Here is a 23,341-nt window from a genome sequence, read left to right as displayed (position 1 = left end):
CGAACTTGTGGTTTGAACCAATCAAGCATGTTGCCGTCTCTGTAAGCAGCCCAGGGAATGGCGGAGTCGCGGTGGAGTGCAAACAGGCGAGTCAGCCGGTCGAGTGACGTATTGCCCTCTGGCAATTTCCCTTAATGGAATCATCCTGACCAAATGTGGACCCTTGTCGCTGTGCACTGCTGTCATTAATCGGCCATTGAATCGCCACCCGTCATCTCAACGCCTTCCACTCCTATTCCTGCCTCTCTGCTGCCTGAATGCGACGTCGGCTCGGTCGAACCTTGGCCGTCAGCAGGGTGAGGGCGCCCCCCAGGGCCAGTACGCCATAACCACAGGCCACCTGCAGCAGGCTGAACTGCTCGGAGAAATGGCCAGCGATCAGGGTGGGGACGGCGGCGCCTACGTAGGAGGTGGCGTAAATCACCGAGAAGACGTTGGCCCGTTCCTCCGGCAACAGCCCCCCCACCAGGGTGCCGATGCTGCCGGTCAGCACCAGGCCCTGGGCGATCCCGGCCAAAATGCTGGCGACCAGGAAGCTGCTGAGCAAGCCCAGGTGCAAGGAGAACAGAATGCCGCCAACAAACAGGGTGAAGCTCAGCATGCCGGCAAACTGGGCACGGCTTGGGGTCATCCGTCCGGCGAGGGAAGCACCGATGGAGCTGGGTGCCATGATGGAGGCGAAGACCAGGGCGGCGGCAACGGCGCTGTGTGAGTGCAGTTGCTCCCGGGTCATGGCCGGGCCAAACGCCTGGAAGAAGCCGCCTAGCGCCCAGGTACAGACGAAGGTACAGGCGGCCAGGGGAAACGCCTGTTTGGCACGTGCCGGCAGGGTGAAGTTGGGTTTGAGTGAGCGTAGGGCACCGGCTTGGCGGGGCATGGTCTCCTGACTCTTGATCAGCATCAGTATGGCCATGACGATGAGCATAAGGGCGACGACAAACGCCAGTTGGCGGAGATAGGGACCATATTCGATGAGACACCCGGCCCCCACGCCGCCGACGGTCAGACCCGTCATGGGGCCGCAGCTGATCACGGCCGGCGGTATCCAGGCCGGGACCGCTTGGGCGTGATCGATGAGCCAGGCGGCCAGGGCGGTGGTGGCCAGGCCACAGGCCAGCCCTTGCAGCAGGCGCCCGGCGATCAGCGCAAAGGCATCGTGCAGATTAAGAAAGAACAGCACGGAGAGGGCGGCCAGCAGCAGGGCGGTCAGGGAGACCGGCTTGCGTCCAAGGTAATTGGTCAGGCGGCCAAACAGCAGCAGCGCGGTGACGGCGCCGATAAAGTAGACCACCGAGCTGATGGAGAGGGCCAGGTAGCCGATCCTGAGTCTGGTAGAGGCCATACAAGGGGATGGGCACGGCGGCGGTCAGATAGGTGACCATGAGTGATAATGCGGCGCCGATAAATGAAAACTTGTCGCTGGTGGTTTGCAAGGGATTGGCCCTCTTGGGGATGAAGCGTAAATGGGCGTAGCCGGATGAAACATGGGGGCAGCATTGGGCTGCCCCACGACATTACTCGACTTTTTCGATGGTGACGGACAGGGAACCACCGGCGGTGAAGCGGTCGAGGCCGCCGTGCAGCTTGCCCAGGTTAATCAGGCCGGCGGCATAGCCGAAGGGCTTGTAGAACACCACCAGATTGCCCCAGGGGGCGTAATAGGAGATGTCACCGGCCTTGGAGCTGGTGCCTGCCGGGGCGCCCTGGCTGGTCAGCTTGCTGGGCAGGTATGCGATTTTTTCGGTACGGGCGTAATCTTCCAGATCCAGCGTCAGGGGCAGCTGCTTGATAAAGTCCTGGGTGCTGGGGCTGTCTTTTCAGGTGGCGGTGACGGTGCGGTCGTCGAAGACAAAGCGGATTTTCATGAAATGCTCTCTGGTAAGGGTGTTATTGGCTGACGGTTCATTGGCAAAGCCCAGCGGCGCCACCAGGAGCGTGAGCAGTGCGATGACGCCTGCCAGGCGATGACGTGTCGAATGGGATACTTGCTGCATCGTTAACCTCCTGGTTGGCTGGAACCCATGGTGTGGAGGACTGCCCTTATGCGCTGCAAGCCGTCCAGTAGGCGAGCCCGGGGGCAGGCCATGTTGAGACGGATATAGCCTTCCCCGGCGTCGCCATAGACGGTGCCTTGGCTTATCCACAGTTGGCCCTGATTAAGCAACGCCTCGCCGATGGCGGCGGAGGACTGCCCCAGTGCTCGGCAGTCGATCCAGGCCAGGTAGGTGGCCTCCTGATGCATCAAGGTCAGCTGCGGCAGCTGGGTCTGCACAAAGGCGGCCACGGTCAGATAGTTCTGATACAGGTAGTCATTCAGCGCATCGAGCCAGGGTTCGCCCTCGTTGTAAGCAGCCATCAGGGCCGCCACGCCGAAGGGATTGACGTCGCACACCTCATGGATGTTGAGGGCGCGGTCGATCTTGGCCCGCAGCCCGGGATCTGCCACCACGATGTTGGCGATCTGCAGGCCGGCGATGTTGAACGACTTGCTGGGGGAGTGGGTGGTGACGCTATGGGCCAAAAAGGCCTCGCCCAGCCCGGCAAAGGGCTGATGGCGCTGGCCGGGGAACTGCAGATCACAGTGGATCTCGTCACTGATCACGGTCACACCATGCTTGATGCAGATCTCGCCCAACCGGGTCAGTTCTTCCGCCCGCCAGGTGCGGCCCACCGGGTTATGGGGGTTGCACAGGATCAGGGCCGTCACCTGCGGGTCGGCGGCCTTGCGCTCCAGATCATCGAAGTCCATCTGGTAGTAACCGGCCCGGTTGACCAGGCGGTTTTCCACCAGACGGCACTGCATGTTGCGGACCGAGCTGAAGAAGCAGTTGTACGCCGCCGGGGTCTGGACGATGACGCCGTCACCGGGCTGGGTCACGGCCTTGAGGATGGCCGACAGGGCCGGTACCACCCCGGAGGTGTAGAGGATCCAGTCGCGTTCCAGGGTCAGCCGATGGCGGCGGGCAAACCAGTGGATCACCGCATCGTAGTAGGCCTCCGGCACCTTGGTATAGCCGAAGATGCCGTGCTCCACTCGCTGGCGCAGGGCGTCGATGACGCAGGGGGGGTGCGAAAGTCCATGTCGGCCACCCACATGGGCAGCAGGTCGGCGCCCTCGCGACTATCCCACTTGGCACTGCCGGTGCCCTGCCTGGCGATCAGACGGTCAAAATTGAACGCCGTCATCAGGCGCCGACCTTGTGTGCCGTTTCGATGCGGCAGGCATGGGGATCGGGGCAGTGCTCATCGAGGATGATCTGCGCGATGGCGTGGGCCTTGATCCGTCCGGACAGGGGGTTTTTCACGCTGAGGATGTCGGAGCGGATGTCTGCCGTCACCGACGAGTATTCAAAGCACAGATCCGTCTCTTCCATGATGCAGTTCTCCAGCACCAGATCCTGGGCATAGCACAGGGGCTGTTCGCCGCGAATGGTGCAGTTGACCAGCCGCAGGTTCTTGGAGTGCCAGCCCAGGTATTCGCCGATCAGCACGCTGTCATAGACGGTGACGTTCTCGGTACCCCAGAACGCATCCTTTGAGTCCAGATAGGCGTTGCGGAGATGACATGCTTCGCGTCCTGGAAGGAGTAGTTACCTTGCAGCTTCATGCCATCGATCTCGATGTGTTCGCCATTCATGAAGACATAGTCCGCGCCGCGCAGCTCCACGTTGTTCAGTGTCACGTGATGACAGCTCCACAAGGTCTCGCCGGCATTGGGGAAGCGGGAATCCCGGATGGTCAGATGGGAGACGCGACGGAACATATTGGGCGCTTCCACCACGCAGTTGTTCATGGTCAGATGCTGGGTGTACCAGATGGCCGCCCGGGCATACACGGTGAACAGGCACTGCTCCAGAATGACGTTGTCACTGTGCCATAAGGGATACTTGCCCATGAATTCACACTGCTTGGCGGTGATGTGCTGGGTGTGCTTCAAGGCGGACTCGCCGGGGTAGAATTTCACCTTGTGCAGGTATTTGTTGGCCACGGCGTACAGCGGGCGCTCTCCCTCGTAGAAGCGGTCGCACAGGGTATCTTGAAGCGGAATTGAATGAGTCATTTTTTACCTGGATCTATGTCATAACCGGCGCCGGATCTGGTCGTTATCGCTGCGAGTGAACCGGGCGTCAGGGTGATGGGGCGGATAGTGGCTTGACAGGGTGGAACCATCAGAAGGCAACAGCAGAATAAAAATCGGTGATGTCGCGTAAGGAATATTCACCCGGCATGACCGAGCGAATATTCCTGGCGTCGATTTATTTCAGGCGGCTGTATTCTTCATCGGTCACAGGGTCGAGCCACTCGTTGCTGGCACCCTCGGCCGGAATTTCCACTGCCACGTGAGCAAACCAGCTGTCCTTGGCGGCGCCGTGCCAGTGTTTGACGCCCGGAGCTATGTGCACCACAGCACCGGGATTGAGCTCCTGGGCGTCTTTGCCGGCTTCCTGGTACCAGCCACGGCCGCCGGTTGCCAGCAGGATCTGGCCTCCCTTGTGGTGGATGTGCCAGAAGTTGCGGCAGCCCGGCTCGAAGGTGACATTGGCGACGATGAGACCTGGCTTGTTCAGCAGGGCCAGGTAGCTGGTGCCGGTGAAATAGTCGGCATAGGCGACATTCTCCTGACCGAAATCGAACAGGCTCTTGCCGTCAAAGACGCCGGCTTTGAATTCGTTGGGGATGAATTTGTTTTCTGGGTTGCTCATGGATATCTCCAATGTTTGATCGTGATGACAGGCGGTCGTGTGCTTACTGCAGCACTGCTGCCAGCACGGTGGCGGCGTTATCGGCCACGGCGTCGCCACAGGCCTGTCGCAGCAGGGCAATAAAATGGTTCAGCTGCTGGGCTGTGATCCCGTTGTTCAGGCTGATGCCGTAGTGAGCCTGCAGCTGGCCGTTGACGCCGGGCATGTTGGCCAGGGTGGCGATGGTGGCGATCTCCCGCTCCTTCCAGCTCAGCACGTCCCGGGCGAAGATGTCGCCGAACAGGTGCGCCTTGAGGTACTGATCGATGGTCGGCACAAAGTCGAACAGCGGCCCCTTCACCGGCTGACCGATCAGCTTGGTCTGGTTTGCGGTACCCAATTCGAGGCTGGTCTTGTCCGTGGGCAGGGGGCCGGCACTGGGGCCCTCAGGATCCTCGATGCCCTGGGCGCGGCGCTCGGCCAGTAGGGTCATGAAGGTGCCCAGTGCGTTCAGACTGCGGGGAAAGCCGGCATAGGCGTAGAGCTGGACCAGAATTTCCTTGATTTCATTGATCGTCAAACCGGCCTCCAGCCCCTGGGTCAGGCTGACGCTTAGCTGACTCAGATCGCCTTTGGCGGCGAAGGCCACGATAGGCACGATGGCGGATTCTTTGGGGGTGAACTCAGTGTGCATAACAGGCTCTCCGATTGCAGCGTTGGGACGAGCGCCAGAGGGATGTTAGCTTCGCTGACCCCGTCAAACCCTGAGTTCACTCTACGGCCAGGCCATGAGTGACCGTTAGCCTATTACTGGCCAATCGTTGCCTGATATTCCAAATCTCTTTTTGCCTGATCGGGAATAAGGTAGGTCTGGCAAGGTGTCCAGGGTCTCAATGGTGATCATGGTTAATAAGTAAGTGGATGTATTTACTACTTATTATCTCTTGATGGTCGTGCGGCGCGGCTTGGTTTATGGGGCGTTTCAGTGAGGTGCAGGGCGGTTAGACAAGGCAAGTGGCTTGCCTGATTTCTTTGAAAACGGGAAAGTTTTGCTATAAAACTGTCAGCCTCTATGACTGACATTCAGTCCCTTTAGCTTGTTGGAGCGCCCATGGATCAGACCCCCAGCATGACGGTGGCCATTGCCACGCTGGCCCAACAGATTGGCAAATGGGTGGGTAAGGCGAATCAGTTTGATACGCCCATTCCCGGGCTGCGGCTCAGTCGCTGGTGTGCGCCGACCCCACCGACCAGCTACACGCACAATCCCAGCATCTGCCTCATCGCCCAAGGCAAGAAGCGGGTGATCCTGGGGGAGGAGAGCTTTGTCTACGACGCCAATCATTTTCTCATCTCGTCGGTGGACTTGCCGATCATCGCCAACATCATGGAGGCCACGGAGTCCGAGCCCTACCTTGGCGTGATCATGGAGCTGGACCTGCCGGAGATCTCCCAGCTCATCGTCGACAGCGAGTTGTCGTTCAACCATGACAAGACGGCGCCCATCGGGATTGCGGTGGGCGAGCTGTCCGAACCCTTGCTGAATGCCTTCAACCGATTGCTGGGACTGCTGGAGGATCCGTGCAGCATCAAGGTGTTGGCGCCTGTGGTGAAGCGGGAGATCTTCTACCGCCTGCTGACCTCGGAGCAGGGTGTCAGACTCAATCAGATCGTTTCTGCCGGCAGTCACAGCAACCAGATCGCCAAGGCCATCGGCTGGCTGAAGAACAACTTCGTCAAACCCCTGAGCGTGGGGGATCTGGCCTCCTATATCGGCATGAGCAAATCGGCGTTCTACACCCACTTTCGCTCCATGACCTCCATGACACCCTTGCAGTTTCAGAAGAAGTTGCGTCTCAACGAGGCCCGCCGCCTGATGCTGACGGAAAACCTGGACGCCATGGCCACCACCTTCAAGGTGGGCTACGAGAGCCCCTCCCAGTTCAGCCGCGAGTACAGCCGCATGTTCGGGGCTCCCCCGGCAACGGATATCAAGGCGCTGCGCGCCGGCCTAGGCAGCTCGGCGGCCTGAGCCAAACAAGTTAATAAAATAAGCAAGCCAGCCCAAGGGCGTTGTCGTGACGGACAATGCCCTTTTTTATGTTGAACGCCTGCCGCTTGCCGTCCTTCTACGGTCGCCAAATTCGGGTCACTGCATGCGCGTTGCAGGGCAGGGCGGGCGCTCCGGATTTAGACGATCAGGCAAGAAAACCGCAGTATCCGTCTAACGGAAACCACCAAAATTGGAAAAAAATACAAGGGTTGACGATGCAGTCTTCGCTTGAGGGGCCTAACAGGCTTGTGGTGATGACGGCATTGTCCTTAACGGGTAAGCGGGTGTCGGCCCCTTGCCACCGGGTACTGGCTGACAGTGCCGCTGACTTCGTAAAGGAACCCAGATGAAGGCGCTTTTTGCCAGTAAGACCAGAATCCATTGTGCCGTGTTCGCCGTTGCCGGCTTGCTGTTTGCCACTCAACCGGCACCCGCCCAGGCGGCCCCTCTCGCATCAGGAGCAGATACCATGACATTGACCCAAGAGTGGGATAAGACGTTCCCGCAAAGCAACAAGGTGGATCACCAGAAGGTGACCTTCAAGAACCGTTACGGCATCACCTTGGCGGCAGACCTCTACCTGCCGAAGCACCGTGACAACCAGAAGCTGGCGGCCATCGCGGTCAGCGGTCCCTTCGGCGCGGTAAAGGAGCAGTCCTCCGGTCTGTATGCTCAAACCATGGCGGAGCAGGGCTTTGTCACCCTGGCATTTGACCCCTCTTATACCGGCGAGAGCGGGGGTGAGCCCCGCAACCTGGCGTCCCCCGAGATCAATACCGAAGACTTCAGCGCCGCCGTCGATTACCTCGGCCTGCTGCCCTACGTGGATCGTCAGCGCATCGGCATCATAGGTGTCTGCGGTTTTGGTGGCATGGCACTCAACGCCACTGCGGTGGACAAGCGCATCAAGGCGGTGGTGACCGCCAGCTTGTACGACATGTCCCGGGTGATGGCCAAGGGCTATTACGACAGCATGACCCTGGCGCAGCGCACCCAGGCCCTGGAGGCCATGAGCCAGCAACGCTGGGTGGATGCCGAGAAGGGTGCTCCGCAGCCGGGTCCGCGCAATCTGCCGGAGAGTAAGGAGGGGATCGACAACCCCGTGGTCAGCATGTATTTCGACTACTACCGCACCCCCCGGGGCTTCCATCCGCGCTCCGTGAACTCCAACGGGGCCTGGAACGCCACCACCCCCTTGTCGTTCATGAACATGCCACTGCTGACCTATATCAAGGAGATTTCCCCGCGCCCCATCCTGCTGATCGCCGGCGACAAGGCCCACTCTCTCTATTTCTCTGAGGATGCCTATAAGGCGGCCGGGGAGCCCAAGGAGCTGCTGATCATCAAGGATGCAATCCACACCGATCTGTACGACCGCGTGGATATCATCCCGTTTGCCAAGATCACCGACTTCTTTACCAAGAATCTCAAGTAAGGTCGGTGTGAGCGGAATAGGTTAACTCAGGGGCTCATCCATCAGGTGGATGAGCCCTTTTTTGTGTGACTGAACGGCCCCTCTGGATGACGGACTGGTGACCAGGACGAGGCCGGATAGGGTTGCAATATTAAGGAGCATCTTGGCGATGAATATGAAACGACACCATCACAGCCTGCCGGCAGCGGCGTTATTACTGGTGCTGACCGGCAGCCTGGCAGTGCCCGCGCAGGCGGCCTCACAGCAAGAGGCCTGCCAGGCGCTCTTTGCGGCTCAGCTGGAGGGCGCCGTGATCGGCAAGGTGGCCTACCAGAGCGCCGGGCCGGCGGCGGAGGATCCCGAGCGCATGATGACCGGCGCCAGCGGGCGCGGGGCCATGTTGCCCGCCCATTGTGTGGTGCAAGGAGAGATCGAGCCCCGCACCGGTGCCGATGGCCGCCACTATGGCATTCGCTTTGAGGTGCGGTTGCCGGATGTCTGGCAACAGCGGTTGATGTTCCAGGGCGGTGGTGGCATGGACGGCTTCCTGGCCAATGCGCTGGGCACCATTCCAACCCTGGACTCGTCGGCCGCCCCGGCCCTGGCGCGGGGTTACGCCGTGGTGTCCATGGATGGGGGCCATGCGGACAAGAGCCCCGCCTTCGGGCTGGATCAGCAGGCACGACTGGATTTCGCCTATGCCGCCATCGGCAAGGTGATCCGAGAGGCCAAGTCCCTGGTGGCGCGCTATTACGCGGCGGCGCCGGCCCACACCTACTTCATGGGCTGCTCCAACGGCGGGCGTGAGGCCATGATGGCGGCCCAGCGTTACCCGCTGGAATTTGATGGTATCGTCGCGGGCAACCCGGGCTTTCACCTGAGCCGGGCCGCCCTGGCGGAGGTGTGGGACTCCCAGGCCTTCATGTCCATCGCCCCGAAGGATGACGCCGGCCACAAGGTGCTGTCCCAGGCCCTGACCAATGCGGATTTGACTCTGCTGAGCAAGGCGGTGCTGGCGCAATGCGACAAGCTTGACGGCATCCAGGACGGGATCATCAACGACTACCGGGCCTGTCACTTCGATCCGGCTGTCGTGCAGTGTCAGGCTGGCGCCGCTGCTGACTGCCTGGCGGCGGACAAGGTGAGCGTGCTTAAGCGGGTGTTTGAGGGTGCCAAGAACAGCCAGGGTGAGGCCCTGTACAGTTCCTGGCCCTATGATGCCGGTGTCGCCGCGCCGGGCTGGCGGGTGTGGAAGCTGGGTTTCTCACCCAAGGCGGATAAGCCCGATGCCCTCAACGTCATTCTGGGCATGCCGGGTACGGCGAGCTACTTTATGACGCCGCCAGAGCCGGGGTTTGACCTGTTCTCCTTTGATTTTGATCGGGATGTTGCCCGGCTGGCGCAGACCGGGGCCATTAACGATGCCACCGCCACCTACCTGAACTCCTATGCTGCCCGCGGTGGCAAGCTGCTGGTGTTTCAGGGGTTATCCGATCCTGTCTTCTCGGCCAACGACATCATGGCCTGGTTCGACTCCCTGGCCCGGGATACTCATGCTGGTGATGAGCGTAGCCGCGATGCCTGGGCGCGCCTGTTTATGGTGCCGGGCATGACTCACTGCGGGGGCGGTCCGGCCTTCAACGATTTCGATCCCCTGGGTGCCATCGAGCAGTGGGTGGAGCAGGGCAAGGCACCGGCCTTCCTGCCGGCCAAGAGCGAGCGCTTCCCCGGTCAAAGCCAGCCCTTGTGCGTCTACCCGGCAGTCGCCCGCTATCAGGGCGGTGCCGCGGGAGAGCTGGGCTCCTACCGCTGTGAGCTGCCGACGGAGGGAACGGCGAACACCCAGTCCTGATCCTGTACCACGCCGGGCCCCCGCATCATGGGGGCCCATTTTTTGTGGCCCTGACGAATTGCCCGCCGCCGGGCCGAAATTAGCGCTGCCGCTCGATAAGCCTCCCGGTGCCATTGCCCTTTATGTATCATTAATCGTGATTATTTATCGCGGATTGATAAGCATGAAATATATCAAAGGGGTGGATCTCAACCTGCTCAAGGCGCTGGATGCCTTGCTGGATGAGCGCAATGTGACCCGGGCGGCCAGCCGGCTGGGGGTGACGCAGCCGGCCATGAGCGGCATGTTGACGCGGCTGCGGGAGACCTTCGGCGATCCGCTGTTTGTCCGGGCCCAGCGTGGCATAGTGCCGACCCAGCGGGCGCTGGATCTGGTGGAGCCCTTGCGCCAGGTGATGTGCGAGTTGGGGGCCCTGCTGCAGCCGGTGGAGTTTGACCCGGCCACGGCACGCCTCACCTTCACCGTCGCCGCGACGGACTATGCCCTGCGTGCCGTTGCGGTGCCGTTTTTGACGGCGCTCAAGCAGCAGGCCCCCTTTATCAAGGTGTCCCTGGTGCCGGTGGACGACACTCAGCTGCAGAGCCAGCTTGAGCGGGGCGAGATCGATCTGGCACTGGTGACGCCCGAGGGGGCGTTGCCGGATCTGCACGCCCGCAATCTGTTCGTCGAACACTATGTCGGTGTGCTGCGTGAAGGCCATCCCGCCCTCCAGGGTGGCGATCGCTTGACCCTGGCGCAGTTCTGCCAACTGGATCATGCGCTGGTCTCCTATAGCGGCGGCCAGTTCCGGGGGGTGACGGATGAAGCGCTGGAAAAACTCGGGATGGCGCGCCACGTCTCCTTGTCGGTGAAGAGTTTCCTCATCGTGCCCGAGTTGCTGCGCACCAGCGACATGGTGGCGATCCTGCCAAGCCGTCTGGTGCTGGGTGTGCCGGGACTGACGGTGTTCGAGCCGCCCATCGCGGTGCCCGGCTTTACCAAGACCGCGGTCTGGCATGAGCGCACCCACCAGGATACCGCCCGCCGCTGGGTGCGCAGTCTGCTCTTTGAGGCCTGTGCCGACCGTCTGTGAGCGCCGTGCTCAGTCGGTCTACGGCTTCTGGGTGAACAGCTTGACCACGCTGGTCATGTTCTCTTTGCCCAAGCCTTCGGCCAGGGCGTGGCGAAACACCTGCCGGGCGGCGGCAATGGTGGGGACGGCGTCTGCGGATCCTGCCTGCTGCACCGTGTAACCGAAGTCTTTTTCGATAAGCGCGATGGGAAACTGCGGCGTGACGTCACCCGCCTGCATCAAGCCTGCGATGCGTCCTGCCACGGTACTCCATACCGGCGTCGCCGCCACGGCTTCCAGCACCCGGCCCACATCGGCGCCGGCGTGCTGCAGCATGCCGATCAGTTCCCCGATCACGGTCACCTGGATACCCAGCAGGGTATTGGTGGCCAGCTTGGTCAGGGCGCCAGCGCCCAGATCCCCCACATGTTGGAGGGAGGATCCCATGGCGCTGAGCACTGGGGTGGCACGCGCCAGGGTGTCGGCGTCGCCGCCAATGAGGTAGACCAACTGAGCGGCTTGCGCCTGAGGCGTAGTGCCCGAGACCGGCGCTTCGAGCAAGGCCACGCCCTGGCTGGCGGCCTGGCTGCCCAGCTCGCGGATCCAGCCTGGGGTGAGGGTGGAGCTTTCAATGGCCACGGCGCCTGGACCCATGCCGGCCAGGGCGCCGGTGGCGCTGTCCAGCCAGATCTGCCGTGAGGCATCGTCATCTCGCACCATGGCCATGACGAAATCGGCGCCGTCGGCGGCGTCTCGCGGGGTGGTGGCGGCTCGGGCTCCTGCGGCGATCAGCGGTGCTGTGGCCTGCGGGCTGCGGTTCCAGACCGTGACCTGAAAACCGGCGCGGATGAGGTTGGCGGCCATGCGCGAACCCATAGCGCCCAGGCCCAGTACTGCGACTCTTGTCATGGAATATCTCCTGAAGTAGCGACACGCGATGGTTCGCGTGGGATTGGCCTTGCGGCCGATGAAAACGGGTCAATGTCTGATAAACAACCGATCACCGAACATGAAGCTCACCAGCCCCAGCAACATCAGGCCCAGACCGAGAAACTTCCACCAGTAGAGCGGGCGCTGCGCCATCTGCAACAAGCCGAAGCTGTCGATACACAAGCCGGCTGACAGCTGGCCGATGATGAACAGGAACATGGCGTTGGTGATGCCGATCCGGGGGGCGAGGAACACAGTGGTAAACACAAAGGTCGCGCCTATGATGCCCCCCAACCAGCGCCACCAGGGCTGAGTGCCGACCTGGGTGGCGACACTGTGCCAGTCACCTTGCATCAGGGCGGCCAGGCCCAGACACAAGGTGCCGATGGCGAAAGAAAAAAAGGAGGCCACCAGGGGTTGCCCACCCAGGCCGGCACTGAGGCGGCTGTTGACGGCGGCCTGGATGGACAGGCCCGCACCGCCGGCCAGCGCCATGAGCAGATAAAGCAAATTCACGGGTTTCTCTCTTAAGAAAAGCGCCTGCGACGGCAGTCAGGCTCAATGCCGCCCCGGCAAGTGAGCCAGGGCGGGGAGTGCGCGCTTAGCGTGTGCCCTTGCCGGCGCCGCGATACCGCTCCAGCCAGTGGGCGTAGGGGGTTGGCAGCACCCAGTCCGGGCGGTCGGCCCCGAGTGCTTGTGCCAGCACATAGGGATAGTGAGGGTTGGCCAGCATGGCGCGGCCTATCATCACCAGATCCAGCTGCTTATCGGCAATGACCCGCTCCGCCACCTGTGGATCGTCCATGCCCCAGCTGGAGGCCACCGGCAGCCCGGCTTCCCGGCTGACCCGGGCGGCAATCGGCGCCAAAAAGGCCGGGGTGCCCCAGGGAATGGTGGTATCCGGGATGACGAAGTTGACGCTGACGTTGAGCAGATCCAGGCCGTTGGTCCGCATCTGCTTGATGAGATCGATGGACTCGGTCAGGGTCTGCTCATCACGGCCATCGTACTCGATGACACCGAAGCGCGCGGTCAGCGGCAGGTTCTCCGGCCATACCTCGCGCACCGCCGCCAGGGTTTCCAGCAAGAAGCGACCACGGTTCTGGGCATTGCCACCATAGGCATCGGTGCGCTGGTTGCTATGGGTCGAAAAGAAGCTCTGGGCCAGATAGCCGTGGGCGAAATGCAGCTCCAGCCACTCAAAGCCGGCATCGCGGGCCCGCTTGGCGGCCGCTACAAAATCACTTTTCACCCGGGCGATGTCGGCCAATGTCATGGCCTTGGGCACGTTGGGCAGTCCAGCGCCAAAGGCGATGGCCGACGGGGCTAGGGTCTGCCAACCACGCGGATTCCCTTGCGGGATATGATCGTCACCCTCCCAGGGGCGATTGGCGCTGGCCTTGCGTCCGGCATGGCCTAGCTGGATGCCGGGCACGGCACCGGCAGCCTTGATGGCCTGGGCGATCCGGGCCATGCCCTCGACTTGTCCATCCTCCCACAGCCCGGCGCAGTTCGGCGTGATCCGGCCTTCCGGGGAGACCCCGGTGGCCTCGACGATGACGAGGCCTGCGCCGCCTCTGGCCAGGCTCGTGTAGTGCGCCAGGTGCCAGTCATTCACATAGCCATCCTGTGCCATGTATTGGCACATGGGGGGGATGGCGATGCGGTTGCGCAGGCGGATGTCCTTGAGTTTGAACGGAGTAAACAGTGCTGTCATAGCGGCTCCAGAATGATGCAATGTTGCAAACGGCAATGATGAATACGGGATGCGGTGGCGCCTTAATGTGCCGCCTTGACGGTATCAAGCACCAATTCGGCAACCCGCGCGGAGGAGGCCGGATTCTGGCCGGTGACGAGATTCCCGTCTTGCACCGCAAACGACTGGAAGTCCGGCCCCTTTTCATACTTGGCACCCAGCTCTCGCAGACGGGTTTCCAGCAAGAAGGGCACAGTATGGGTAAGACCGGCAGCCTCTTCTTCACTGTTGGTGAAGCCGCTGACGCGACGCCCCGCCACCAGCGGCTGGCCTTGGGTATCCTTGACGTTGACGAGACCGGCGGGGCCGTGACAGACCGCTGCCACCACCTTGCCATCGGCCCAGGCGCTGGAGAGCAGATCCGCCAGTTTGGTGCTCTTGGGCAGATCCCACATGGTGCCGTGGCCGCCGGGCAGGAAGACGGCGGCGTAACTGGCCGGGGAGATGTCATCGATCTTGTAGGAGCCGTTGAGCTTGGTCATGGCGGCCTGATCGGCGATAAAGCGCTCGACGCTGGCCGGATTCTGGCCCGTCGCCGCCAGGGAATGGGGGTCGACCGGGATCTTGCCGCCGGCAATGGAGGCGATATCCACGTCGGCACCGGCATCCACGAAGGCGTAATAGGGGGTGGCCAGCTCTTCAAACCAGACCCCGGTGGGGCGTGGATCGTCGCCCATGGTGGCTTGTGAGGTGAGGATCATCAGGATCTTGATGGGGGTGGCAGACATGGTGTTTTCCTTACGGGTCGTTCAATGGGTCTAACAAATAAGCCGTCCGCCAAGCAGACGGCCTGTTTGTTACCGGCGATTTTTACGGGCGGCGCCGACCAGACCGTCGAGCCAATCCTGGTGGCCGTTGATCATGGGATTGGGCTTGGCGGCGTGCAGCTCGGCAGCCGGTTGGCCCTTTTGGGTTTCCTGGGTGAGGATGCGAACACGCCCGCCTTCCAGATCCTCGATAAGCCAGGCGTGATGCACATCCAGACGGGCATCGGTGCCTTCTTCACCGGCCCAGCCGTGCCAGGCGATGCGGCCGGGCTGTCCGGCGGCGGGGGCCACGAACTCATTGCATTGGGCTTCTACCGGGAAGCCGAAGGTTTCGAAGTAGAAACGATCGCCGTCGGCGAGTTCCGGGCCTTTCGCGTCATAGAAGCGCACGTTGGCAGAGTTGGTGTAGTAGGTCGGCCAGCTGGCGGGATGGCTCAGCAGGGGCCAGATCTCGGCGGCACTCAGACCGGCGACAATCACTTCGTTGGAGACGTAATTTTCAGTGAAGCCGGGGACATAACCTTCGGGCCAGAGGATGGCGTTCATTTGCATGGGAATACTCCGTGAGTCTTGGGCGAATCGGGGGATCCGATACGGGACAGGCAAATGATGCGGTGATTTCTGTAATTAAAAAAATCCTCAATTTTTATTAGATATATAAGCAGTGGTGATAATGCTGGGCGGGCAGGTGGCCACGACGCAAAGAAAGAACGCAAAGGCTGGCCAGCCTGGCGGCAAGAAAAAAGCGAGCCCGATGGCTCGCTGTTAGGTGTTGGTCATGAGGCTTAGTCGGCTAACGTCAAGTCTGGCCCAGCTATAGTATCCCCTCTGTTGTCAGGCCTCAGGCGTTTAGCCCCGCGCGGCCGCTAGGCGGGGCGAACGGCGCCGGTAGGTGAGCAACAGCGCCAGCAGCACTATGAGGGAGCCCACCCAGGGGGTGTGGATGAGGCCTAACCGTTCCACCACCTGGCCGCCGATCAGGGCGCCCAAGGCGATGCCCACGTTGAAGGCGGCGATGTTGAGGCCGGAGGCCACGTCCACGGCAGTCGGGGTGTGGTGCTGGGCCTCTTGTACCACCAGCAGTTGCAGCCCGGGGACGTTGCCGAAGGCGAAGGCCCCCCAGATCAGCACGTTGAGCACCATGAGGACGGGGTGGGGAGCCGTGAAGGGGATGGCCAGCAGCACCAGGATGAGACCGCCAAACAGCAGGCGTAGGGCCGGCACGGCGCCCAGTCGGTCGGCCAGACGGCCGCCCCACAGGTTACCCACGGCAACCGAGAGGCCATAGATCAGGAGCACCAGGCTGACCTGATCGCTGGACAGGCCGCTTTCCTGCTGCAACAGGGGAGCAAGAAACGTGAAGGTGGTGAAGGCGCCGCCATAGCCCAGGGCCGTCTTGGCGTAGACCCTGAGCAGCGCCGGGGTGGTGAGCACCTTGAGCTGGGCCTGCAGGCTGCTGACTGGCGGCCGGGGCAGGTTGGCTGGCACCAGCAACAGACTGCCCAGCATGGCCAGCAGGCCCAACAGGCTCACCGCCAGGAAGGTGGCCTGCCAGCCGAAATGCTGGCCGATCCATGTGCCCAGGGGCACACCGGTCACCAGGGCCACCGTCAGGCCGCTGAACATGATGGCGATGGCACTGGCGGCCTTCTCCTTGCTCACCAGGCTGGTGGCCAGGGTTGAACCGATGGAGAAGAAGACGCCATGGGCCAAGCCGGTGAGCACCCGCGCCAGGATCAGGGTGTTGTAGTTCGGCGCCTGCCAGGCCAGCAGGTTCCCCAGGGTGAAGAGGCCCATCAGGCCCACCAGCAGCCATTTGCGCGGCAGGCGGCCGGTGAGGGCGGTGAGCAGGGGCGCGCCCACCGCCACGCCCAGGGCGTAGAGGCTGACCAGCAATCCGGCGGTCGGCAGACTGACCGCCAATTGCTGGGCTATGGTCGGCACCAGGCCGACGATGACAAATTCGGTGGTGCCTATGGCAAAGGCACTGAGGGTGAGGGCTAGTAGCGCCAGGGGCATCTGTGTTCTCCATTGGGTGGTTGAGGCCGCTAGTATCTTGGCGCTGCTGATGGATAAAAATGTCGACAATGGCAAATGACTATTGTTGATATAGCACTAGTATGGGAGCTGCCGGTTCGGCTACAAATCGCGACACAGGTACGTCAGCGCAGCAAATCGCCGATAAGCGAGGCGACATGGAGTGTAAGGAGCAGCAATGAAGACCCATTCGGATGAGTTGGCCCTGTTTGTCGCCGTGGTGGAGGCAGGCAGTTTCCGCCAGGCGGCGGAGAATCTGGGGCTGGATAATTCCGTGGTGAGCCGTGGGCTCAAGCGGCTGGAGGGCAAGCTGGGCACTGTGCTGCTCAATCGCACCACCCGGCGGTTGAGCCTGACCCAGGAAGGCAGCTGGTTTTATCAGCAGGCGGTGCAGATCCTGGGGCAACTGGCGGAGGCCGAGCGCACCCTGCTGCTGCGCCACGAGCAGCCCACCGGTGTGTTGCGGGTGGATGCGGCCACCCCCTTCATACTGCACCAGCTGGTGCCCATCCTGGCGTCATTTGGTGAACGCTATCCGGGCATCGAGCTGCAGCTGCAAAGCTCCGATGGCTTTATCAATTTGCTGGAGCGGCGGGTGGATGTGGCCATCCGCATCGGCGAGCTGGAGGACTCCTCCTTGCGGGCCATGCCCCTGGGGCGCAGCCGCCTGCGGATCCTGGCCAGCCCCGCCTACCTGGCCCGCCACGGGGAGCCCGAGAGTCCGACGGATCTGCAAGACCACCGCCTGCTGGGCTTTATCAGCCCGGAGAACCTCAACCGCTGGCCGTTGCGCAGCAGTCAGGGGGATAGGCTGACCATCACCCCCTGTCTGCGGGCCAGCAGCGGTGAGACCCTGCGGCAGCTGGCGCTGACCGGGCAGGGGCTGGTCTGTCTGTCGGACTTTATGACGGGGCAGGATCGCCAGTCCGGCGCCCTGGTGGAGGTGCTGAGCCAGTGCAACAGCGGCGCCAGCCGGCCCATCAACGCCGTCTTCTACGCCGATGCCCAGCGGGATCCCCGCCTGCGGGCCTGGCTGGACTTTCTCAAGGCCAGTCTGTCGCCGGACAGCCTCTAGCGGCCCAGGGTGATCGACGGATCACCCTGGGTGCCATAGATCAGGCCGGCTTACCGTCCGCCAGGGGGTAGTCGGTGAACCCCTTGGCGCCGCCGCCAAACAGGGTGGCGGCATCGTGGCTGGCCCAGGGCAGCTCGGCCCGGATCCGGGCCACCAGATCCGGGTTGGCGATAAAGGGGCGGCCGAAGCCCACCATGTCGGCCCAACCGGCGTCCAGCGCCGCCCGCGCCCGCTGCGCATCGTACTTGCCGGCGTAGATCAGCACGCCGGGATAGGCCTGGCGCAGGGCCTGCTTGAAGGCCAGACGCATCTCGGGGGCATCGTCCCAGTCGGCTTCGGCGATGTGCAGGTACACCACCCCCAGCTCACCCAACAGGCGGGCCGCCGCCGTGTAGGTCTCCTCGGGATTGGCGTCGACCGTGCCGTTCAAGGTGGTCAGGGGCGCCAGGCGCACACCCACACGCTCAGGCCCGATCTCGTCGCTCACCGCCTGCACCACCTCCTTGAGAAAGCGCAGCCGATTTTCCAGGCTGCCGCCGTAGGCATCGCTGCGCCGATTGGAGCCGGAGTCGAGAAACTGGTTGATGAGGTAGCCATTGGCGCCATGCAGCTCGATGCCGTCAAAGCCGGCAGTCAGGGCGTTGCGGGCGGCCTGGCGGTATTCCTCCACCACCTGGGCAATCTCGGCCACCGACAGGGCGCGGGGCAGGGCGGTCTGCACGAAGCCCGGCGCCTGGCTGCCGTTATCCACGAACACCTTGACCCCGTCGGCCTGGAGGGCCGAGGCGCTGACCGGCTGGGCGCCGCCGATGTTATCCGGGTGGGTGACGCGGCCCACGTGCCACAGCTGGGCGAAGATGATGCCCCCTTGGGCATGCACCGCCTCGGTGACCTGCCGCCAGGCGGCCACCTGGGCCTGGGTGTAGATCCCCGGGGTCCAGGCATAGCCCTTGGCCAGGGGGCCTATCTGGGTGCCTTCGCTGACGATGAGGCCGGCACTGGCCCGCTGGCCGTAGTAGCTGGCCATCAGGGCGGTGGCCAGATCGCCGGGTTGGGCGGCACGGGAGCGGGTCATGGGCGGCATGACGATGCGGTTGCGCAGGGTCAGCGGACCCAGGGCCAGGGGGGAGAACAGGGGATCTGAGTGTGACATAGGGACTCCTTGGATGAGTCCCCACCCTATGCCGCCGGGCGGTCTGGATAAAGTCGCCCGGCTGCAATTATCTGCTGTATCTCATGCAGCAATGATCAATCACTCTTGCGATTTATCCCCGACCGATTCGCCGATGGCATAGAAGTGGCCGCCGGCCACATGGTGCAGGGTGCGCAGATCGGGATCGGCGGTCTCGAACTGCCAGTGGCCGTCCCGGAACACCGCCGGATCGGCCCAGGCGGCGGTCACCTCGGCGATAAACAGATCATGAGTCTGCTGGTTGTGGGGCTCGGGGATCAGCCGGCAGGCCAGGTAGGCGCTGCAGCCGGCCACCAAAGGTTGATCCACCTCAGGTTCGGCCAACAGTTGCACGCCGGCGTGGCGCAGCTTGTCGGCATCGTCATTCAGGCTGACGCTGCCCACCGCCAGGGTCAGCTCCCGCTGGGCCACAGTGGGGATCTGCACCACGAAGCGGCCGCCGGCTTCGATCAGGGCGCGGGTGCGGCTGTCCTTGTCCAGCACCAGGGTGAGCTTGGGGGGCATGAAATCCAGCACGCCGACCCAGGCCGCCGCCATCACGTCATCCACGCCGTCATGGCGACAGGAGACCAGCACTGTGGGGCCGTGATTGAGCAGGCGGTAGGCCTTCTCCAGGGGAACGGGACAAAGAGACGGGACCATGAGAACTCCGCAGTCGTGGCAAAGGCGCCATCATAGCGCCGGTGGTGGCCAGTGCCCAGCGGTGGCGGCGTGCGGCACTTACACGGATCCTAGCCGGATTTAGCCGGATTGCGTTATGGTAGGGCGAAGGGTGCCGCATTTGACACCTGGCTAGCCGATCCCCGCCAGTCCATGTCCGATAAAGAGGAGAGCCGACGATGAAGAAACTGCTGCTTTGCCTGCTGTGTGCCAGCCTGTCCCTGTCTGCCTACGGGGAGGATGAAAAGACCCAGGTGCTGCTCAAGAGCGAGAAGGTGTCCGGGGTGATGAAGGTGTGTGTCTATAGCGGCGGCGCCGTGGAGACCAAGAAGATCAAGGAAAAGTGCAAGCCCACCATCAAGAAGTAAGTCCGCTTTCAAGCAGTAAGCCCAGTGCGTTTCGATGAAAACGCCCGGTTTATGCCGGGCGTTTGCCGTGGCGTGGTCCGGATCGCCGGCCGGGGCGTGTCCCGCCTGCACCAGGCTGTGATGGGCCGCTATGCTGCCTTTCCCATGCGCTTTGAGATACGGATAGGCCGCCCGCAGGGCTTGCGTCCGACCAAGTGGGTGGGGCCCCAGCACCTGCGGTTGGCCCGATGCGGGTGAGTTGCGAAGCAAATGGCGAAATAGTGCACTGCATCACAAAGCTGAAATCGTTATCAGCTTGACGGCTGGGCAAAACAGCCAAAGATGCTGCCGCCGCCGTGAGCTTGATCACGTGCCCTGCAATCTTGAAACCGTTACAGTGGCCGCGCTTTTTGGCAATACGCAACCCAAGACACACAGCGAGACATAATAAATGAAGAAACCACGTCTATCTTTTTGGCAAATCTGGAATATGAGTTTTGGCTTTCTCGGCATTCAGTTCGGCTTCGGCCTGCAAAATGCCAACGTCAGCCGCATCTTCGAAACCCTGGGCGCCAGCATCGATCAGATCCCCATCCTGTGGATCGCGGCACCCCTGACCGGCCTGCTGATCCAGCCCATCATCGGCTACTTCAGCGACCGCACCTGGTGCGGCCTGGGCCGTCGCCGGCCCTACTTCCTGGCCGGCGCCATTCTCTCCTCCCTGGCGCTGTTTGTGATGCCCAACAGCCCGGCCCTCTGGGTGGCCGCCGGCATGCTGTGGATCCTGGATGCCTCCATCAACGTCTCCATGGAGCCGTTCCGGGCCCTGGTGGCGGACAACCTGCCCTCCGAGCAGCGCACCGGGGGCTTTGCGGTGCAGACCTTCTTCATCGGCGTGGGCTCTGTGGTCGCGTCCGCCATGCCCTACCTGCTGACCAATGTGTTTGGCATCGCCAACACGGCCCCGGAGGGCATGATACCGCCGTCGGTGAAGTACTCCTTCTACGCCGGTGGCCTGGTGTTCCTGCTGGCGATCCTTTGGACCGTGCTGCGTACCCGGGAGTACAGCCCGGCGCAGCTGGCCCAGTTTGAGGGGGCAGGGGAGCCGGAAGCGACGTCGTCTTCCGGGTTCAAGGCGGCCCTGGGGGATCTGCTGCGGATGCCCGCCACCATGCGCCAGCTGGCCCTGGTGCAGTTCTTCAGCTGGTTTGCCCTGTTTGCCATGTGGATCTACACCACCTCGGCGGTCACCAGCCATCTGTACGGCACCACGGACTCCAGCTCTGCCCTGTACAACCAGGGGGCGGACTGGGTGGGGATCTGCTTTGCCACCTATAACGGCATCTCGGCCCTGGCGGCCTTTGTGCTGCCGGTGCTGGCACGCCGCATCGATCGCAAGGGCGTCCACGCCGTCTGCCTGGTGCTGGGGGGCATCAGCCTGCTGGGCATGAGCTGGGTCAAGGATCCCCAGTTCCTGCTGGTGAACATGGTGGGGGTGGGCTTTGCCTGGGCCTCCATCCTGTGTATGCCCTACGCCATCCTGGCCGGCTCACTGCCGGCGCGCCGCATGGGCTTCTACATGGGGGTGTTCAACTTCTTCATCGTGCTGCCCCAGGTGCTGGCGGCCGGGATCCTGGGCTACTTCACCAAGGCCTATTTCGGCGGCGATGCCATGCTGGCCCTGGCGCTGGGCGGGGGCTCCATGCTGTTGGCGGCCCTGTTGACCCTCTGGGTCAAGGACGTGGACGAAACCCTGTCCCATCCCGCAGACGAGGCCAAGGCGGATCCGGCGCTGGCCTAAACGGCGTCGTCGACAATATTCTGTTAAATGATAGGGGCCTTGGGCCCCTTTTTTATGCCCGTTTGGCACCTGGTCGGCAAAGTGGGCCAACCCATTGGCAGCGCTGCCACTACACAGAGTAGGGGCATTGCCGCTGACTCACAGCGGATTGGGCATTAATCAGGCCACAATCGCCGAGCAAGACAGCAATCTCCCTAAAACAGCGTGAAATTTGTGACTCTCTAGTCAAAAAAAACGTTACACCCGTTTCCATTGTGAGGCCTATCACAAAGGCCGGCCTCCCCCTCTGTTCTGCCTGCGGCACTGGCGTACCATAGATATTGTGTAATCGGTTACATTAACGGCGCGACCATGCCCTACCATGACGTCTGTGACCGGTGCTGCTTTCAGCTACGTGATAACGATTAAAGGTATGAAAGGGGACAAACATGTTTAAAAAATACAAGCTCTCTGGTCTGGCCATGTCATTTGCCTTGGCGTTTGCCAGCCTGCCATCCATTACCCATGCGGCTGGCAAGGACATAACGGTTTGGGCCTGGGACCCGAATTTTAATATATCCATCATGGAGAAGGCCAAGGAGATCTATACCAAGGATCATCCGGACCTGACCATCAAGGTGGAGGACTTCGCCAAGCCGGATCTGGAGCAGAAGATGCACACCATGCTGGCCTCCGGCATGACCAAGTCGCTGCCGGATATCGTGCTCATTGAAGACTACAACGCCCAGAAGTTCCTGAGCGCCTACCCGGGGGCCTTCGCGCCCATGGACGGGGTGGTGGACTACAAGAATTTCTCCGCCTACAAGACGGCGTTGATGACGATGGATGGCCATACCTACGGCCTGCCGTTTGACTCCGGTGTCACCGGCCTCTATTTCCGCCGGGATCTGCTGGAACAGGCCGGCTTCACCCCGGCGGATCTCACCGACATCACCTGGGATCGCTTCATCGAGATCGGCAAACAGGTCAAGGCCAAGACCGGCAAGGCCATGCTGAGCGATGACCCCAGCGATCCCAACATGGTCCGCATCCTGATGCAGTCTGCCGGCACCTGGTACTTCACCCCGGATGGCAAGCCCAACATCAAGGGCAATGTGGCCTTGAAGGAGGCGCTGCGGATCCAGAAGGCCATGATAGATGCCGGCATCACCACCCCCTCCGTGGGGTGGTCCGGTCGCGTGGCGGCGGTGAACAAGGGCGACGTGGCCAGCGTGACCAATGCGGTCTGGTTTATCCCCTCCATCAAGGCGGCCAGCGATCAGGCCGGCAAGTGGGGCTTGACCACCATGCCGCGGATGAACATCCCGGGCGGCACCAACTACTCCAACTCCGGCGGCTCCAGCTGGTACGTGCTCTCCTCCTCACCCGAGGCGAAGGAGTCCATCGATTTCCTTAACAGCGTGTTCGCCAACAATGCCGACTTCTATCAGCGCATCCTGACGGAAAACGGCGCCGTGGGCACCTACCTGCCGGCCCGCGCCGGGGAAGCCTATCAGAAGGAAGACAGCTTCTTCGGCAATCAGAAGGTCTATGCCGACTTTGCCAGCTGGCTGCCCAAGGTGCCTGAAGTGGCCTATGGCCAGTACACCTACGAGGCGGATGCTGTGGTGGCCGCCATGCTGCCGGCCCTGTATCAGGGCATGCCGCTGGATCAGGTGGTGGAAGGGATCGACAGCCAACTGGCTGCGCAAATCCAGGAGTAATACCTTGGCGGGCCCGGCCAG

The 23,341-nt window shown here is 62.3% G+C and carries 21 protein-coding genes and 2 pseudogenes; 8 read left to right on the top strand and 15 right to left on the bottom strand.

Annotated features, from left to right (window positions below; genetic code table 11):
• Positions 1-232: 232 nt before the first annotated feature.
• From ABHF91_RS09065 to ABHF91_RS09035, 7 genes and pseudogenes are all read right to left on the bottom strand, one after another.
• Positions 233-1,342, bottom strand: a complete 1,110-nt coding sequence (locus tag ABHF91_RS09065) for an MFS transporter (RefSeq protein WP_409419983.1) — start codon at positions 1,340-1,342, stop codon at positions 233-235.
• Positions 1,343-1,514: 172 nt separating this feature from the next.
• A pseudogene (locus ABHF91_RS09060) lies at positions 1,515-1,802 on the bottom strand (cyclophilin-like fold protein); the annotation flags it as partial.
• Between the two features lie 15 nt (positions 1,803-1,817).
• Positions 1,818-1,994 carry a hypothetical protein gene (locus ABHF91_RS09055; RefSeq protein ID WP_409419982.1) on the bottom strand — a complete coding sequence of 59 codons (177 nt, stop codon included), beginning with the start codon at positions 1,992-1,994 and terminating at the stop codon, positions 1,818-1,820.
• A 2-nt stretch (positions 1,995-1,996) separates the two neighbouring features.
• On the bottom strand, positions 1,997-3,094 hold the full coding sequence (locus ABHF91_RS09050; RefSeq protein ID WP_409419981.1) for a MalY/PatB family protein: 1,098 nt from the start codon (positions 3,092-3,094) through the stop codon (positions 1,997-1,999).
• A 91-nt stretch (positions 3,095-3,185) separates the two neighbouring features.
• Positions 3,186-4,060 (bottom strand): annotated as a pseudogene (locus ABHF91_RS09045) (DUF3737 family protein).
• A 196-nt stretch (positions 4,061-4,256) separates the two neighbouring features.
• Positions 4,257-4,703, bottom strand: coding sequence for a cupin domain-containing protein (locus ABHF91_RS09040; RefSeq protein ID WP_409419980.1), 447 nt, complete (start codon positions 4,701-4,703; stop codon positions 4,257-4,259).
• A 43-nt stretch (positions 4,704-4,746) separates the two neighbouring features.
• Positions 4,747-5,376, bottom strand: a complete 630-nt coding sequence (locus ABHF91_RS09035; RefSeq protein WP_409419979.1) for a carboxymuconolactone decarboxylase family protein — start codon at positions 5,374-5,376, stop codon at positions 4,747-4,749.
• 417 nt (positions 5,377-5,793) lie between these two features.
• Between ABHF91_RS09035 and ABHF91_RS09030 the strand changes: the two genes are divergently transcribed.
• The 4 genes from ABHF91_RS09030 to ABHF91_RS09015 all read left to right on the top strand — a co-directional run bounded on the left by ABHF91_RS09030 (position 5,794) and on the right by ABHF91_RS09015 (position 11,073).
• Complete coding sequence (locus ABHF91_RS09030; protein WP_409419978.1) at positions 5,794-6,714, top strand: AraC family transcriptional regulator N-terminal domain-containing protein; 921 nt, start codon at positions 5,794-5,796, stop codon at positions 6,712-6,714.
• Between the two features lie 490 nt (positions 6,715-7,204).
• Positions 7,205-8,170, top strand: a complete 966-nt coding sequence (locus ABHF91_RS09025) for an alpha/beta hydrolase (RefSeq protein ID WP_409419977.1) — start codon at positions 7,205-7,207, stop codon at positions 8,168-8,170.
• Between the two features lie 148 nt (positions 8,171-8,318).
• A complete protein-coding gene (locus ABHF91_RS09020; RefSeq protein WP_409419976.1) occupies positions 8,319-10,001 on the top strand; it encodes a tannase/feruloyl esterase family alpha/beta hydrolase in 1,683 nt (560 codons plus the stop codon).
• Between the two features lie 163 nt (positions 10,002-10,164).
• Complete coding sequence (locus ABHF91_RS09015) at positions 10,165-11,073, top strand: LysR family transcriptional regulator (RefSeq protein ID WP_409419975.1); 909 nt, start codon at positions 10,165-10,167, stop codon at positions 11,071-11,073.
• A gap of 18 nt (positions 11,074-11,091) precedes the next feature.
• On the opposite strand, the gene ABHF91_RS09010 is transcribed toward ABHF91_RS09015, so the two are convergent.
• From ABHF91_RS09010 to ABHF91_RS08985, 6 genes are all read right to left on the bottom strand, one after another.
• Entirely contained in the window at positions 11,092-11,961 is an 870-nt protein-coding gene (locus ABHF91_RS09010; protein ID WP_409419974.1) for an NAD(P)-dependent oxidoreductase, read from the bottom strand.
• A gap of 69 nt (positions 11,962-12,030) precedes the next feature.
• Positions 12,031-12,498, bottom strand: a complete 468-nt coding sequence (locus tag ABHF91_RS09005) for a DMT family transporter (protein ID WP_409419973.1) — start codon at positions 12,496-12,498, stop codon at positions 12,031-12,033.
• A gap of 85 nt (positions 12,499-12,583) precedes the next feature.
• The gene (locus ABHF91_RS09000) at positions 12,584-13,699 is read right to left on the bottom strand and encodes an NADH:flavin oxidoreductase/NADH oxidase (protein ID WP_409419972.1); all 1,116 of its coding nucleotides are present in this window, start codon (positions 13,697-13,699) and stop codon (positions 12,584-12,586) included.
• 62 nt (positions 13,700-13,761) lie between these two features.
• Entirely contained in the window at positions 13,762-14,466 is a 705-nt protein-coding gene (locus ABHF91_RS08995; protein WP_409419971.1) for a type 1 glutamine amidotransferase domain-containing protein, read from the bottom strand.
• Positions 14,467-14,535: 69 nt separating this feature from the next.
• Entirely contained in the window at positions 14,536-15,057 is a 522-nt protein-coding gene (locus tag ABHF91_RS08990) for an SRPBCC domain-containing protein (RefSeq protein ID WP_409419970.1), read from the bottom strand.
• Between the two features lie 297 nt (positions 15,058-15,354).
• The gene (locus ABHF91_RS08985; protein WP_409419969.1) at positions 15,355-16,524 is read right to left on the bottom strand and encodes an MFS transporter; all 1,170 of its coding nucleotides are present in this window, start codon (positions 16,522-16,524) and stop codon (positions 15,355-15,357) included.
• 196 nt (positions 16,525-16,720) lie between these two features.
• Here ABHF91_RS08985 and ABHF91_RS08980 point away from each other — a divergent pair, with 196 nt between their 5' ends.
• Entirely contained in the window at positions 16,721-17,617 is an 897-nt protein-coding gene (locus tag ABHF91_RS08980) for a LysR substrate-binding domain-containing protein (protein WP_409419968.1), read from the top strand.
• A gap of 40 nt (positions 17,618-17,657) precedes the next feature.
• Here ABHF91_RS08980 and ABHF91_RS08975 read toward each other — a convergent pair whose 3' ends face one another.
• Both ABHF91_RS08975 and ABHF91_RS08970 read right to left on the bottom strand, forming a co-directional pair.
• A complete protein-coding gene (locus ABHF91_RS08975) occupies positions 17,658-18,770 on the bottom strand; it encodes an alkene reductase (RefSeq protein ID WP_409419967.1) in 1,113 nt (370 codons plus the stop codon).
• 99 nt (positions 18,771-18,869) lie between these two features.
• Positions 18,870-19,451, bottom strand: a complete 582-nt coding sequence (locus tag ABHF91_RS08970; RefSeq protein WP_409419966.1) for a flavin reductase family protein — start codon at positions 19,449-19,451, stop codon at positions 18,870-18,872.
• 197 nt (positions 19,452-19,648) lie between these two features.
• On the opposite strand from ABHF91_RS08970, the gene ABHF91_RS08965 reads away from it, so the two are divergent.
• The 3 genes from ABHF91_RS08965 to ABHF91_RS08955 all read left to right on the top strand — a co-directional run bounded on the left by ABHF91_RS08965 (position 19,649) and on the right by ABHF91_RS08955 (position 23,320).
• On the top strand, positions 19,649-19,837 hold the full coding sequence (locus ABHF91_RS08965; RefSeq protein ID WP_409419965.1) for a hypothetical protein: 189 nt from the start codon (positions 19,649-19,651) through the stop codon (positions 19,835-19,837).
• Between the two features lie 430 nt (positions 19,838-20,267).
• Positions 20,268-21,617 carry an MFS transporter gene (locus tag ABHF91_RS08960; protein WP_409419964.1) on the top strand — a complete coding sequence of 450 codons (1,350 nt, stop codon included), beginning with the start codon at positions 20,268-20,270 and terminating at the stop codon, positions 21,615-21,617.
• Between the two features lie 428 nt (positions 21,618-22,045).
• Entirely contained in the window at positions 22,046-23,320 is a 1,275-nt protein-coding gene (locus ABHF91_RS08955; RefSeq protein WP_409419963.1) for an ABC transporter substrate-binding protein, read from the top strand.
• Positions 23,321-23,341: the final 21 nt, after the last annotated feature.

This window comes from Pseudaeromonas aegiceratis (assembly GCF_046254905.1).
Lineage (GTDB): Bacteria > Pseudomonadota > Gammaproteobacteria > Enterobacterales > Aeromonadaceae > Pseudaeromonas > Pseudaeromonas aegiceratis.
The sequence above is the reverse complement of the archived record's forward strand: the minus strand, read 5'-3'. Positions and strand labels throughout refer to the sequence as shown.